This window comes from Mariniflexile fucanivorans (assembly GCF_004341235.1).
Taxonomy (GTDB): Bacteria; Bacteroidota; Bacteroidia; order Flavobacteriales; family Flavobacteriaceae; genus Mariniflexile; species Mariniflexile fucanivorans.
In genome coordinates this window covers 245,030-260,908 of the sequence record NZ_SLUP01000003.1, presented here as the reverse complement: position 1 = coordinate 260,908, position 15,879 = coordinate 245,030, and the positions used below count along the sequence as shown (strand labels likewise).

Sequence of the window (15,879 nt, the reverse complement as noted above, 5' to 3'; positions counted from 1 at the left end):
GTGAAAAACATTTTATACACCACATTCATTTTTCTTATTTACATGCAAACGCATGCCCAATTTTTGTTGCATTATGGTAAACCGGCCAGTAAATTTACTTTAGAACAAAGAAATAATTACAACAAATTAGGCTACATGCAAGAAGCGTTGCCATTGGGTAATGGACGTTTAGGAGTCATGTTTTCTGGAAGGATTGATGAGGAACACATCATGCTGAACGATATTACCTTGTGGATGAATAGCAAGCGAGGACTTGATACCATTGCGCAATCCGGGGTAAGAATAGGTGCTTATAAAAATTTTGATAAAGTAAGGGAAGCATACGAACAAGAGCAATATGGCACTTCCGAAAACAGTATGGAATCCATGTCTACCAAATACTTAAGCAGCAACCAACCTTTAGGTAATTATGCACCTTTTACAGATTTATACATTTCTACAGGTCATGATAGTGCAGCAGTTAGTAATTACAAACGTACTTTAGATGCTCATTCCGGAATTGGTCAAGTAAGTTATCAAATAGGAAAGGCTCAATTTACTAGGGAATATTTTTGTAGCCATCCCAATGATGTTGTTGCCGTAAGATATACTGCTGATAAAGCTAAAATGAATATTAAGATTCATGTGAATACATTGCATAACATTAAAAAGATTAATGCTGTAGATAATAGGATAGTGCTTATTGGAGAAGTTTCAATGGTACAAGACAATATTGAGTTTCTACAATTGGTTTATATTGATGCGAAAGATGGAAAGTCGATACCCCAAACTGATGGCTCCTTTCTCATAGAAAATACTTCAGATGTTAAGATATATGTAACTGCATATTCCGATTATTTACCAATTTATCCATCTTTTAAAGGACGAGATTACAAAACCGACACTCAAAAAATGATGGATGCTGCTGTTAAAATCGGTTATGAACAGCTGAAGCAAACACATATAAAAGATGTTTCAGCATTGATGGATCTTTGTCAATTGGCATTAGATTATAAACCATCAGGATTGGCAACAGATAAGCTGATCAAACAAGGAGCAAGTATAGAATTAGAAAATTTATATTTTAATTATGCTCGTTATTTACAGTTAAGTTCTTCAAGAACTGCTCCCGTTCCTTCTAATTTACAAGGACTTTGGAACGGACATTTAAAACCTGCTTGGAATGCAGATTACCACAACGATATCAATGTAGCCATGAATTATTGGATGGTGGAAACAGCAAATCTTCCAGATTCTTTTACGCCTTATGTAGAGTGGTTGAAAATAATAGCAGAATCGGGTAAACACACCGCAAAAGAAGGGTTTGGTATAGAAAAAGGGTGGAGCGCTGGCCTCAACGGAAACGTATTTGGATTTACGGCACCAAATGAACATGGTCGGCGTATGCAACAATCAGGCGCTTGGTTGTGCCAGAATTTGTTTGAACATTATGCTTTTAATAAAGATGTAAATTATCTAAAAGAAATCTACCCGATTCTAAAAGGAGCAGCCGAATTTTATGTTGAATTTTTAGCACCATGGAAAGACGGTTCGCTTGTGGTATATCCAACATGGTCGCCCGAAAATGTCTATTTAACCGAACAATTTAGCAATTTAAACAAACAAGCATACGGTGCGTCTTGGGACCAGCAACTGGTTTTAAATTTATTTACAGATTGTATAGAAGCTTCAACAGTTTTAGGGCTTGATAAAGATTTTCGGAAAAAATTACAAGAAATCATTCCTAAATTATGTCCGCAAAAAATTGGACAATACGGTCAAGTTCAGGAATGGCCAGAAGATTGGGACAGTCCCACAGACCAACACCGTCATATTTCACATTTAATAGCCTTACATCCCGGACGTGATTTTTCACCATTAACCACACCAAAATTAGCTGATGCGGCTTTAGTTACCATGAAACACCGCGGCGATATTTCAACCGGCTGGAGCACCGCATGGAAAACCAACTTTTGGGCCCGATTGCACAATGGCGATAAAGCATATCAATTTTATCAGTTTTTAACTTCTAAACGGGCGTATTCAAATTTGTTCGATTTTCATCCGCCATTTCAAATAGATGGAAATTTTGGAGGAACGGCAGGCGTGTGCGAAATGTTGTTACAAAGTCATTTGAGAAGTATTGACAACAAAGCTAATAAGATAGAGAAAGCCACCTTTGTGGCTTACCAAAAAAGTTCAGAAGAAAACAATCATTTTGTTCTTGTTTCTCCCAGTGAATCATTTGCAGAAGCTCCTTATATTTTACACTTATTGCCAGCATTACCTTCAGCATGGCCTGATGGAAGCATAAAAGGATTACGTGCTCGAGGTGGTTTTGAAGTGGACATTGAGTGGAAAAATGGTAAATTGATAGGGGCAAAGATACATGCCACCACAAATGGAAAATTTAGAATTTATTCTAATGGATTATTAAGTGAAGTCATGGCATTGGAAAAAGGAGAAACTAAAATTTGGACGAACTAATTTAATAAGAAAATTATAAAAATGAAAAACATAAAGTTAGCGGTAATCATTCAGTTTATAAGTGTTATAGCTTTTGCTCAAACAATAAGCAATGATTGGCCCGTACTAAAAACTTACGACCAAAATCACATCCAAAAAATAAAGATGCCCGTTGGTGGTATTGGTACTGGGACCATTTCCTTGACGGGAAGGGGTTCTTTAGAGGATTGGGAAATTATGAACCGTCCTGCCAAAGGCTTTAATCCCACTTTGGAAAATTGGGGTCCAGTAAAAGTAAAAGGACCTTTTTTCGCCATTTATATGGAAGATGAAAATGGTAAAAAACAAACTCGTTTACTCGAGGGACCACCCGATGAATCGTATTACGAAGGCGATTGGGGAGCCACTTCAAACAATCATGGTTTGCCTCGTTTTGGCTCTGCGTCTTTTAAAACCGCTTATCCCTTTGGTCAAGTGTATTTAAGTGATGAAAACCTTCCGGTGGAGGTTGTACTTGGGGCATACAACCCGCTTATTCCAGGAAACATTGACGATAGTAGCATTCCCACGGCAATCCTAAATTATACAGTGAAAAATACCAGTAAAAAGGATATTACTATTTCATTGGCGGGAACCATTCAAAACTTTATTGGTTTTGATGGCACACGAGGAAAAACCATAAATAATGTCAATACGATTCGAGAAGAAAATGGCGTAAAAGGCATCCATTATACAACCAATGGCGTAGACCCCGAAAGTGAGCAATGGGGAACCATGAGCTTCGTATCGTTGAATGAAGGCCATACAAGCTATCGTACCGATTGGCAACCTAAAACCAGCCGATGGGATAAAAAACGACTCGATTTCTGGGACGATTTTAGTGCAGATGGTGTGTTAGAAAAAAGAGTAAATGAGGAGGCAAATGCACCAATGGGTTCTTTAGCTGTAAAAACAACTTTAAAAGCTGGTGAAGAAAAGAATTTTAAATTTTTAATTAGTTGGCATTTTCCAAACAGACAAACTTGGGATAAACCAGGATTTCAAAAGTTAATTACTGCCACTGTTGGAAATTATTATACCACTAAATACACCGATTCATGGGATGTGATTTCAAAAACATTGCCACGTCTTGAAGAATTGGAAAAAAACACAAAAACATTCGTAAATGCACTTATTAAAAGTGATATGCCTGAGGAAATTAAAGAATCGGCGCTTTTTAATTTGGCACACTTAAGAACCCAACTGGCATTTCGTATTAAAACAGGTCAATTATTAGGTTGGGAAGGCGTTTTTGATACACATGGGTCGTGTTTTGGTTCTTGCACTCACGTTTGGAATTATGAGCAAACCACGGCTTTTTTGTTCGGGGAATTAGCTAAAACCATGCGAGATGTCGAGTATGGTTATGCCACCGATGACCAAGGTTTGATGAGCTTTAGAGTGTATTTGCCTTTGGAAGAAGGACAAAAATGGGGGAAAGCAGCCGCCGACGGACAAATGGGAAGTATCATGAAATTTTATCGCGAATGGCAATTATCTGGAGATGATGCCTTTCTGAAAAAACACTGGCCTAAAGTGAAAAAATCATTGGAATTTTGCTGGATACCCGGAGGATGGGATGCCGATAAAAATGGCGTCATGGAAGGTTCGCAACACAATACCATGGATGTAGAATATTTCGGCCCTAATCCTCAAATGGGATTCTGGTATGTTGGAGCCCTTAAAGCATCGGAAGAAATGGCTAATTATTTAGGCGACAAAAAATTCGCTAAAACCTGCCAAAGTTTGTTCGATCAAGGCTCTGAATGGATGGACAAAAATCTATTCAACGGTGAATACTACGAGCAACACATTCAACCACCCATGTCGAAAGATAATGTAGCAGAATCACTTATGGGAGCAGCAGATGATGCCAATGCGATAGACCTCACATCACCTGATTTTCAATTGGGAAAAGGCGTATTGGTCGATCAGTTGGTAGGCCAAGTTTTCTCCCATATTGTAGGCTTAGGCTATTTAGCAAAAGAAGAAAACATCAAGAAAACCTTGGAATCAATCATGAAATACAATTATGTTGAAAACATGACCTCTCATGCCAATTTTCATCGTTCGTATGCTTTAGGCGACGAGTCTGCTTTATTGATGGCTGCCTATCCAAATGAAAGACCTGAAAAACCATTCCCATATTATACCGAAGTGATGACTGGTTTTGAATATACTGCGGCCATAGGGATGTTACAAGAAGGTTTAACGGAAGATGGTTTATTATGTATCCGCAACATCAGAGACCGTTATGACGGGAAGAAAAGAAGTCCGTTTGACGAAGCCGAGGCAGGTCATCATTACGCCAGAAGCATGATGGCTTGGGCAGGCATTTTGGCTACCACAGAGTTTCATTATTCAGCCGTTGAAAAATCGATGAGGTTTACCTCAAAACCTGGAACTTATTTTTGGAGCAATGGTTATAGCTACGGAACTTGTGAAGTAAAAAATAAGAAAGCGGAAATTACCGTACTTTCAGGAAAATTGGAATTGGATAGTTTTTCTTTAGAAGGAATTGGAACGAAAAAGTTTCAAACAAAAATCATTGACACTATGGAGAATTTCAATGTAAAACTATAAAAAATGGTAAAACAAATAATCATATTAGGATGCCTTCTATTATGGATGAATTCATGCATTTTCCAAAAAAAAGTGCATGCCAACAAACCCAATTTCATCATCATTTTTACCGATGATCAAGGCTATCAGGATTTAGGATGTTTTGGATCTCCAAATATAAAAACACCAAACTTGGATAAAATGGCTTCCGAGGGAATGAAATTTACCAGTTTTTATGCCCAAACCGTTTGTGGACCATCAAGAGCCGCTTTGATGACTGGCTGTTATCCTTTAAGAAATGCCCGAAATGATGATGGCGAATCTCCACACCCAAAACTTTCTTTAAGTGAAGTTACCATCGCAGAAGTATTAAAACCATTAGGATATAAAACAGGGATGATTGGCAAATGGGATTTGGCGGGACATAATCCTGAACAATTCAATCCAGATTTATTGCCCATGTATCAGGGATTTGACGAGTCGTTTTTCACACCAACAAGTAATGATAATCGTGTTCATTTACTTCGGAATAAGGAAGTCGTTGAATTGCATGCCGATATGTCAACCCTCACGCGTAGATATACCGATGAGGCCATTAATTTTATTGAAAAATCTAAAGAACAGCCATTCTTCCTCTATTTAGCGCATACAATGCCACATACCAAATTGGCGGTTTCTGATGCATTTAAAGGAAAATCTGAAGGTGGTTTTTACGGCGATGTGATTGAAGAAATTGATTTTAATGTGGGAAGAATTATGGCTAAGTTAAAAGAAACTGGTTTAGATGAAAATACCTATGTTATTTTCACCAGTGATAACGGTCCGTGGTGGCTAAGAAAAGACCATGCAGGTCATGCCGAACCATTAAGAGGCGCAAAAACTTCTGCTTGGGAAGGTGGACTAAGAGTGCCTTTTATTATTAGGGCACCTGGTAAAGTACCAGCAGGAACAAATTCCGATTTGGTAACCGCTACCATCGATTTACTTCCAACTTTAGCTGAAATAGTAGGAGCACAGCTTCCTGATGATAGAGTAATTGATGGTTTGGATATTTCAGATATTATTCATGGAAAATCAACAAAATTAGAACGCCCTTATTTTTATTATCAACACCAAGAATTACGGGCGGTGCGTCAAGGAAAATGGAAATTACATTTGCCACATCAGCCAGATTCCACATCAATAGTATATAACAAATGGCCCATCCATAGTGCACCAAAAGACCGCATTTTATTCACAAAACCAATATTGTACGATTTGGAAAATGATATTGGAGAAACTGTTGATGTTTCAGAAGCAAATCCTAAATTAGTTGCTGAATTGACGAAACTTTTAGATTGGGCAAGGGAAGATATTGGTACTTATAATCACAGAGGCAAAAATGCGCGTACACTTGGAGAAGAGCCATATTTTACATCAAATTCACTCTTCCCTGAAAACGAAAAAAACTAAAAACATGAACTCTAAATTTAAAAATATCAGATTTACAAGATTCAGATTAGCTGTTTGTTTGGTTATATTTTACAGTCTTAGTACTTACCAAATATTTGCTCAAAATAAACCAAATATTCTTTTTATCTGTACGGATGAGCAACATCCTGCAATTTCAGGTTTTCGAGGAAATCCTGTGGTTAAAACACCAAATTTGGATGCCCTTGCAGCAGACGGTATGTACTTTACAAGAGCCTATGTAGCAAGTCCAGTTTGTGCGCCCAGTAGGGCTGCCTATATGTTTGGAAAGCACATTCATCAACTAAATTATTGGTATAACGGTCAAGCATGGCCTAAAGACGAAGTGACTTGGGCAACAAGAGTTACTCAAAGTGGCTATTATACAGCGCATTATGGTAAAATGGATTCGCCAGGGTTATATGGAAAGCTGGGTTTTAATGAGGAGTGGAATTCTGCCGAAAGACCCGAAAGAATATCTCCTGGTCCTGATATGCGTTTCGATCCTGAGCATCCTCGCTTAGCAAAAGGTCATTTGGAGGTAAAGACCTTTGATATTAATGAGTATACAATAGATGCTTATACCGCAGGACCTAAAAAATATGGACAATATGCTGTAGATCGCCCATCAATAAATCATGCATTACGGTTTTTGGAAAACAGAAATAGCGATAAGAAACCTTGGATGCTCCATGTTGGTCTCCTTATGCCGCATTGGCCTATTACGCTTCCGCAAAAATATTACGATATGTATGCCAATGTAGATATTCCTATGCCACATGATGCAAAATTCCCTAACAAAAATATACATCCCGCTCTGCAACATTTTCAAAAATGGGACGGATTGGATGAACAACCAAGCGAAGAAAAGTTGAAAAATGCATTACGTGGGTATTATGGGATGATTAGCTGTGTGGATGATATGCTTGGAGAACTGATTACAGAACTTAAGAAAAATGGTATGTATGAGAATACTTATATCATTTTTACCTCAGATCACGGCGATAATTTGGGAGAACATGGATTGATGGGAAATAAGCATACGCCTATGGAAGCTTCTGTAGCAGTTCCATTAGTAATCACTGGTCCCAGAGTAAAACAGGGAGTAAAAATTGAAACGCCTGTTTCTTTGGTAGATATGTATCCCACAATTATGAATATGGCAGGGATTAACTATACAGATCCAGAGATGCCAGGAAAAAATTTATTACCAATTTTGGAGGGGAAAGAAGCAGCAAACGATCGCACCGTATTTTCAGAATGGCATGGACTTGGGTTTCCTGCGTCATGGTACATGCTGGTAAATGAAAAATATAAATACATCTATTATGAGCGGGACAGACCTAGTTTGTTCGACATGGAAAACGACCCTAAAGAACTGAATGACCTTGCTCTTAACGATGATTATTCATATAAATTAAAGGAATTTGAAACAGAGCTTAAAAATAGGATTGACCCTGTAAAAGTAGCTCAAATGGCAAGAAAATATCATAAATTAATTACCGATGATGGAAAAGAGCTTATTTTTGGTGAAGCACCTTTTCCAAAATCAAAGTAAAAGCATTTAATAATGAAAACTAAAAGAAAGATGAAACTAAAATCTAAACTATCAAAAACGGTTAAAATACTGGTCTTTATATTGTCTTGTTGTGGGAGTAACCTAACACTTTCTTCCCAAGATAAACCCAACGTCGTTTACATTTTAGTCGATGATTTGGGCTACGGTGACATTGGCTGCTACGGAGCAACAAAAGTAAAAACTCCCAATATTGACAAATTAGCAACTGAAGGAAAAATATTTACCGATGCGCATTCGGCTTCGGCGGTTTGTACGCCCTCACGTTATGCTACCATGACCGGGCAATATCCATTTCGCGGAAACAACGGAAAAGGAATTTGGGGACCTGCACCCGTAGAATCGGAATTGCTTTTAAAAACAGACCAACTCACCATTGCCGATGTGTTAAAAAATAGCGGTTATGCAACAGCAGCTTTAGGCAAATGGCATCTTGGTTTTAAAACAGGAAGAAATGATTGGAAACAGCCATTGAGTCCCGGTCCCAACGATTTAGGTTTTGATTACTACTTCGGAGTCCCTGTCGTTAATAGTGCACCGCCTTACGTATATGTAGAAAACACACATGTAGTTGGAGGTGATCCAAACGATCCTTTGGTGTACGTAGGAAAAGGAAAGCCCGAAGTAGTGACTCCTATAACTCCAATTCCGCCAGAAGCTTCACAAAGAACAGTTAATATGTTTAAAGGAGCTGTTGCTGCTCATAAAATTTACAACGATTATACCGTAGGAACCGTATTGGCAGGAAAGGCAGTAGATTGGATTACGGCAAAAACGGCTAAAAAATCAAAGAAAGAAAAACAAAACCCTTTCTTTTTATATTTGGCAACCACACATATACATCATCCCTTTACACCAGGAAGCAATTTTCAAGGGAAAAGTGATGCGGAATTGTATGGCGATTTTATTCAAGAATTAGACTGGATGGTAGGACAGGTTACTTCCACATTAGAAAAACAAGGCGTAGCAGAAAATACTTTAATTATTTTTACCAGTGATAATGGCGCGATGTTGAATCTTGGTGGTCGTAACGCCGTAAAAGCGGGACACAAAATTAATGGCGATTTATTAGGCTTTAAGTTCGGTGTTTGGGAAGGCGGTCACCGCGTGCCTTTTATAGCAAAATGGCCCGGTAAAATTGAAGCGGGAACAGTATCCAATCAATTGATTTGCAATGTGGATATGTTAGCTACATTTATGGCGCTTACAGGACAAAACACAAACAATTTGGAACATACTGATAGTGTTAATATATTGCCAGCATTGACGGGTAATCCCGAAAAACCTATTCGGAATGAGGTAGTATTGGCAGCCTATAGAGAGTCGCATTTATCACTTCGTAAAGGAAAATGGATGTATATTCCAGCTCAAGGCAGCGGCGGATTTACAGGTTCAAAACCTGAACAACATGCATGGGGTGGTGCGCCTGCTGTAGCATTTATTGGAGGTGTTAATAGCGATATTGAAAACGGTAAAATAAAGAAAGATGCCCCAAAAGCACAACTTTACAATTTGGAAGAAGATAAATATCAAATAACAAACGTTTATACGAAATATCCAGAAGTAGTAAAAGAAATGGAAACCATTTTAGAAAGTTATAGACCAAAAACAGAAAAAACACCTAAAAAATAATTTAAGTTATGAAAAATCAGCAATCATTTACCATATACAAACTAGGAGTTCTTATTTGCTCCATTTTATTAACTTTATCATGTAATTCTAAAAAGAAATCTCAAATGAAAAACGAAAACAACTCCATAGATTCACTAAGTAATACCCATGAAAAGGGAAACGTCAAAACCTATGCAGATGATGTTAGTTTTATGCAAAATTATATCGATTTGATTCAACTTACTGATGCATCAAACAATTCAAAAGTAGCTGTTTCTGCAGCTTTGCAGGGTAGGGTCATGACCAGTAGTGCTTATGGTGCAAATGGAAGAAGTTACGGTTGGATAAATAGAGAATTATTCAAATTAAAAGAAGTTCAAGAGCATATAAATGTGTTTGGAGGTGAAGAACGATTTTGGCTAGGACCAGAAGGCGGACAATACTCAATCTTCTTCAAAAAAGGAGCAGAATTTACTTTAGATGATTGGTATACTCCTAATCTTATCGATTTAGAACCTTTCGAGGTGAAAAGTGTTTCTTCAAATAAAGCAGTATTCACAAAACAAGCATCATTAGCTAATTATTCTGGTTTTCAGTTTGATATGGGACTTGAGCGTGAAGTTTCTATACTTTCAAAAGAGGAAATTAAAAAAGAGTTAGGGTTGAGTTCACTTTCCGATGAAATAAAAACAGTCGCTTACCAAACCAAAAACACCATTACCAATGCTGGAAAAACGGACTGGAAAAAAGAAACAGGATTGTTGTCCATTTGGATGTTAGGTATGTTTAATCATTCGCCTCATACCACTATTTTAGTCCCTTATATTCAAGGTGATGAAGCTGAGTTAGGTGCTGTTGTGAATGATGCATATTTTGGAAAAGTGCCATCCGATCGTTTGGTAGTGACCGATAAGGTAATCTATTTTAAGGGTGATGGTGAATACCGAAGTAAAATAGGATTGTCACCTATGCGTGCTAAAAATATTGCTGGTTCTTATGATTCTGAAAATGGCGTTTTAACCATTGTAAAATACAACAAACCAGAAAATGTAACCGATTATGTGAATTCTATGTGGGAAATCCAGAAAAACCCTTTTGAAGGCGATGTGATAAATGCCTATAATGATGGTGCGCCGAAGCCAGGAGAAAAACCACTTGGGCCATTTTACGAACTAGAAACATCATCGCCAGCCATGGCCTTAAAACCTGGGCAAAGTGGAACACATATTCAATTAACCTGTCATATTGAAGGAGATGCTACTAGTTTAAACCCTATTATAATGGAATTATTTGGAGTAACGGCTGAAGACATAAAAAACGCATTTAATTAAAACGAGAATAATACCATGCCAAGTCTTATTAAAACCATAGGTTTATTTGGTTTTAGTCTTTTTTCAGTTTTTGGCTGTAAATCCCAACAAATCAAGGAAAACAGGCCTAATATCGTTTTCATTATGGCTGATGATCTGGGTTGGCAAGATGTTGGGTTTATGGGCAGCAACTGGTTTGAAACGAAAAACTTAGATAAGTTAGCGGAAGAAAGTTTAGTATTTACCAATGCCTATATGTATCCAACTTGTTCACCGTCTAGGGCTGCTTTAATGACTGGAAAACAATCCTTTAGAACAGACGTTTATACGGTGCCAGTTTTAGAAAAAGGAGATAGTAAACATAATATTTTTTCACGCTGGAGTGTTGGTTTGGAACATACTATGTATGCTGAACCTTTAAAAAAAGCAGGCTATAAATCAATACATATTGGAAAATGGCATCTGGTGGGACCCCATCCAAAACAAGAAGTAAATTATCCGTTTGAAAAGCCTTTGAAACAACCTGCTAACGGAAACTTGGATTGGTTGGAGCATCATTTGACTCCAGAGATCCAAAAATATTACCCAATAGCCAAAGGATTTGATGAAAATGTAGGAGGGACTTGGTGGGGCGATCCTGCGAGAGGATATAAAGAAGGTTATAATTCGGAAAGTGGTGGATACAAAGCGCCATTTAAAAATCCATTTATTGAAGATAAAGAAGGGGATGAATGGCTTACCGACAGATTAACCGATGAGGCGATAGATTTTATAAATCGAAATAAAAACGACCCCTTTTTTGTAAACCTTCATTATTATGCACCACATCGCCCAACCGTTCCAAGGAACGAGGAATGGTTTCAAAAATTCATGAAGAAAACTCCAGATTCCGTAACAGGTCAAGGAGCGGATAATCTGGAAGAAATTGCAGGTTACGCTACCATGATTGCCTCCATAGATGAAAATGTGAAGCGTATTTTCGATTACCTGGATAAGGAAGGATTACGTGAAAATACGATTATCATATTCACATCAGATAACGGATTTAATGGGTTAACAAGTAATACCAATACGCTTCGAGGAGAGAAAGGAACCGTTTACGAAGGCGGTATTCGTGTGCCTGCTTTTGTAAATTGGAAAGGGAAAATTACAGCTGGAAATTCAGAAACCCCTATTTGCGGCATGGATTATTTTCCAACATTTTTGGAGTTAGCCCAAATAAATGATTATAAAGGGAAATTGGATGGTGAAAGTTTAGTACCTCTATTAGAAAACAAAACGTTTAAAGAGCGGGCGCTTTTTTGGCATGTTGCCAGTACCTATAAAAATCCGCCATGTTCTATCATCAGAAAAGGTGAATGGAAACTAATTCAGTTTTTAAATGATGGAAAAATAGAACTGTATAATCTAGAAAAAGATTTAAAAGAAGCGTACAATGTTGCAGATGAAAATTCAGAGATAACTTCTAAATTATTAGATGAACTTGTTACATGGCGAAAAAACAATAAGGTACCACTTCCAAAGGCATCTGTATTGTCATTTTAACAAAAAAATTAATTTGAAATTATCAAGAAAATCTATTAATGGGTTTTACCAAAAGAAGCTATATGTTTTAAATGTCTAGTTAGTAATTTTACTATTGTTTATGTTTTGCTTTCAATATTAAACTGGACAAAAAGTTTCGAGATTTAAAGTTGCATAAATTAACTTTTATCATGAAATAAAGAAACAATTAAGGGATCTGTCATATCGTATAAATACTTTTAGATTTAATAAAAAACACTGTTAATCTCACAATTATCAGTGTTTTTTTATTTTTATATGGTGTTTGAAATAATAAAATATCAATTAGAATCACTTAGAGGTCAACAGATTGTACATTATACCGAATGTTATTGTAAATCTTCTTAAATTGTCATAATCTTAAAAGTTTATATAAAAGGCGTAATTTTTATGAAAAGTAATGCTCACATAGCTTTATGTTATCTTCTTTTGTTATTCATATTTAATAATTTATTAGCACAAGAATTACCTCCAATACAGAAGTTTTCTCCAACAGATTATGATGGAGAAAATCAAAATTGGATGATTTCCCAAGCACCCAATAAATTTATTTATGTGGCTAATAATGAGGGTCTTTTAGAATATAACGGTGCGAAGTGGACCATGTATCCTTCTCCAAACAATACAATTATCAGGGCTGTTAACGCTATTGAAAACCGAATATACACTGGTTGTTACATGGAATTTGGCTTTTGGGAACGCGATGTGTTTGGGAAGCTACATTACAAATCTTTGGTTCCTAAATTTGAGGAATCGATGGTTGAAGATGAACATATCTGGAATATCATTACTTATGATGACTGGATTTTATTTCAATCGTTCAATAGAATTTATTTCTACAACCCAGTGAGTGGAGCTAGTAAAATTATAAACTCTAAAAATGGTATTTCAAGAGTTTTTAATATTAAAGACGTTATTTATTACCATGTGAACCATGAAGGAATTTATAAAGTTGAAGCTGGAAAACCAAAATTAATAGTTGATAATGTCATTTTTGAGAACGATAAGGTAGTTAACATGTTTCAAATGAATGATGGGTTATTAATTCAAACACGCGGATTGGGTTTTTATACCTTCATCAATAATAAATTATCCGAATGGAATATTCCAGCAAATGAAGCTTTAAAAAAAATGAATATTTTTAACAGTATTCAACTTAAAGATAAAAGTTTCGTTATCGGAACCATAAAAAATGGGATTATTTATTTAAGTGAAACCGGTAATATTGAGTTTGAACTAGATAGGAGTAACGGGCTTGACAATAACACCGTATTATCTGTTTTTGAAGATATCGACGCCAATGTATGGGCTGGGTTAGATAATGGTATTAACTGCATTAATATAAAGTCGCCCATTAGGGTTTTTAATGATGATGAAGGAAAAATAGGTACCGTATATGCGTCTATTGTTTTTAATGATATTTTGTATTTGGGTACCAATCAAGGGTTGTTTTATAAAAAAGCATTTTCACAAGAAGCATTTAAATTTATTAATGGTACATCTGGACAGGTTTGGACTTTATTTCAGTTTAATAACGAATTGTTTTGCGGGCACCATTCCGGAACATTTGTAATTAATAATGATAATGCCGTTTTGGTTACCAACACGCCGGGAACTTGGAGTTTTAAACCCATTCCTAATAAAGAAAACATGCTTTTAGAAGGAAACTATAATGGACTGAATGTTTTAGTTAAAAATCAAGGACATTGGGAACTTAAAAATAAAATTAAAGGATTCGACAATTCCGCACGTTATTTTGAAATTGTAAATAATAATGAGGTGTGGGTAAGTCATGGTTATAAAGGTCTTTTAAAACTTAAAATAGATGAAGATTTCAAAGTCGTAAAAAATATTTATACAGATACTACAGTTTCGGTTGGTAAAAATTCAAGTTTAATAAAATACAAAAATAGAGTTTTATATGCTTATAAAGAAGGTGTATTTGGCTATGATAGTAAAAAAAATGGTTTTGTTAAAGATACTCTTATTAGCTCTATAGTAACAAAATCGGAATATGCATCAGGCAAACTAGTTGTAGATGATACTCAAAAACTATGGGCATTTTCTAACGACAATATATCTTATGTTGACATAAACCATTTAACAAATCAATTAAAAATAAATAGGGTAGCCATTCCTTATTACTTAAGGAAAGGGCAAGTTGGGTATGAGAATATTTCGCGTCTACAAAATGACAAATACCTTATAGGGGTTACAGATGGTTATCTTACGTTGGATATTTCCGAATTAAATAAAACCAATAACCATAATTTAGTTTTAAACTCTATCGAGTTGAATACAGTTGGCAAGGGTAATTTGGCTATCGATGCTCAAAAACCTGGCGAATTTGAATATAAAAATAACTCCATAATTTTTAATTACAGTGTACCTGTTTATAATAAATATGACATAGTGCAGTATCAATATAAGCTTAATGGATGGTATAATGAATGGAGTGAATGGCATAGTAAATCTGAACTTATATTTGAAAATTTACCTTTTGGAGATTATACCCTGAATATTCGAGCAAAAATAGGAAATCAATTATCAAGTAATATGATAAGTTACGATTTTAAAATAAATAGACCTTGGTTACTATCAAATGTTGCCATATCACTGTATTTGTTTTTGTTATTTGCTTTTTCATTTATGATGCATAAAATTTATAAAAAGCACTATAAAAAATTGCACGCGCACAAACAATTAGAACATGAACAATTAATTACTAACATAAAAAATGAAAAGCTAAATCAGGATATTGAAAGTAAAAATAGAGAGCTTGCCATTTCAACCATGAGTATCATAAAAAAGAACGAAGTATTACACAGTATAAAAAAAGAGTTAAAGAAAACAAAGCAAACCAATAATAATACAGCTTTAAAGCTTATAGATAGTAACCTAAACGACGCAAAAGACTGGTCGTTTTTTGAACAAGCTTTTAATAATGCAGACAAAGACTTCTTAGACAAAATAAAACACGCTCACCCAGATTTAACGCCCAACGACTTACGTTTTTGTGCATATTTAAGGTTAAACCTTTCCTCAAAAGAAATGGCACCTCTGCTTAATATCTCTGTAAAAAGCGTGGAGACCAAACGCTACAGATTAAGAAAGAAATTAGACTTAGAACACGATAGTGGGCTAGTTAACTATATCTTAAACTTCTAGTAACACTACAAAGTCTTAATTTACCACGACATTACCACGACAAGAGTTAAAATACAATATATTTTAGGTAATTTTAAACAGATTGTTGAAACTTAAACTTTACAGTGTTGACAAGGCTTATAACTTAATAATCAAGAGTTTTTGCTCAATAAATTA

At 35.8% G+C, this 15,879-nt stretch carries 8 protein-coding genes; all 8 read left to right on the top strand.

Annotated features, from left to right (window positions below):
• The 8 genes from EV196_RS07795 to EV196_RS07760 all read left to right on the top strand — a co-directional run bounded on the left by EV196_RS07795 (position 1) and on the right by EV196_RS07760 (position 15,723).
• Positions 1-2,466, top strand: a complete 2,466-nt coding sequence (locus tag EV196_RS07795) for a glycoside hydrolase family 95 protein (protein WP_207902829.1) — start codon at positions 1-3, stop codon at positions 2,464-2,466.
• A 21-nt stretch (positions 2,467-2,487) separates the two neighbouring features.
• The gene (locus tag EV196_RS07790) at positions 2,488-5,067 is read left to right on the top strand and encodes a GH116 family glycosyl-hydrolase (RefSeq protein WP_132217060.1); all 2,580 of its coding nucleotides are present in this window, start codon (positions 2,488-2,490) and stop codon (positions 5,065-5,067) included.
• 3 nt (positions 5,068-5,070) lie between these two features.
• Positions 5,071-6,498, top strand: a complete 1,428-nt coding sequence (locus EV196_RS07785; protein ID WP_207902828.1) for a sulfatase family protein — start codon at positions 5,071-5,073, stop codon at positions 6,496-6,498.
• A gap of 4 nt (positions 6,499-6,502) precedes the next feature.
• Positions 6,503-8,053: a sulfatase family protein gene (locus EV196_RS07780; protein ID WP_165876123.1), complete on the top strand. Its 1,551-nt coding sequence runs from the start codon at positions 6,503-6,505 to the stop codon at positions 8,051-8,053.
• A gap of 12 nt (positions 8,054-8,065) precedes the next feature.
• A complete protein-coding gene (locus EV196_RS07775) occupies positions 8,066-9,703 on the top strand; it encodes a sulfatase family protein (RefSeq protein WP_207902827.1) in 1,638 nt (545 codons plus the stop codon).
• A gap of 8 nt (positions 9,704-9,711) precedes the next feature.
• Positions 9,712-11,013 (top strand): DUF6786 family protein, encoded by a 1,302-nt coding sequence (locus EV196_RS07770; protein WP_207902826.1) that lies wholly within the window; start codon positions 9,712-9,714, stop codon positions 11,011-11,013.
• Positions 11,014-11,028: 15 nt separating this feature from the next.
• A complete protein-coding gene (locus EV196_RS07765) occupies positions 11,029-12,537 on the top strand; it encodes a sulfatase (protein ID WP_132217056.1) in 1,509 nt (502 codons plus the stop codon).
• 408 nt (positions 12,538-12,945) lie between these two features.
• The gene (locus EV196_RS07760) at positions 12,946-15,723 is read left to right on the top strand and encodes a triple tyrosine motif-containing protein (protein WP_132217054.1); all 2,778 of its coding nucleotides are present in this window, start codon (positions 12,946-12,948) and stop codon (positions 15,721-15,723) included.
• Positions 15,724-15,879: the final 156 nt, after the last annotated feature.

Excerpts from the sequence above, each read along its gene's own strand:
- EV196_RS07790 (WP_132217060.1), top strand. The coding sequence starts at position 2,488 with ATGAAAAACATAAAGTTAGCGGTAATCATTCAGTTTATAAGTGTTATA.
- EV196_RS07785 (WP_207902828.1), top strand. The coding sequence starts at position 5,071 with ATGGTAAAACAAATAATCATATTAGGATGCCTTCTATTATGGATGAAT.
- EV196_RS07780 (WP_165876123.1), top strand. The coding sequence starts at position 6,503 with ATGAACTCTAAATTTAAAAATATCAGATTTACAAGATTCAGATTAGCT.
- EV196_RS07775 (WP_207902827.1), top strand. The coding sequence starts at position 8,066 with ATGAAAACTAAAAGAAAGATGAAACTAAAATCTAAACTATCAAAAACG.
- EV196_RS07770 (WP_207902826.1), top strand. The coding sequence starts at position 9,712 with ATGAAAAATCAGCAATCATTTACCATATACAAACTAGGAGTTCTTATT.
- EV196_RS07765 (WP_132217056.1), top strand. The coding sequence starts at position 11,029 with ATGCCAAGTCTTATTAAAACCATAGGTTTATTTGGTTTTAGTCTTTTT.
- EV196_RS07760 (WP_132217054.1), top strand. The coding sequence starts at position 12,946 with ATGAAAAGTAATGCTCACATAGCTTTATGTTATCTTCTTTTGTTATTC.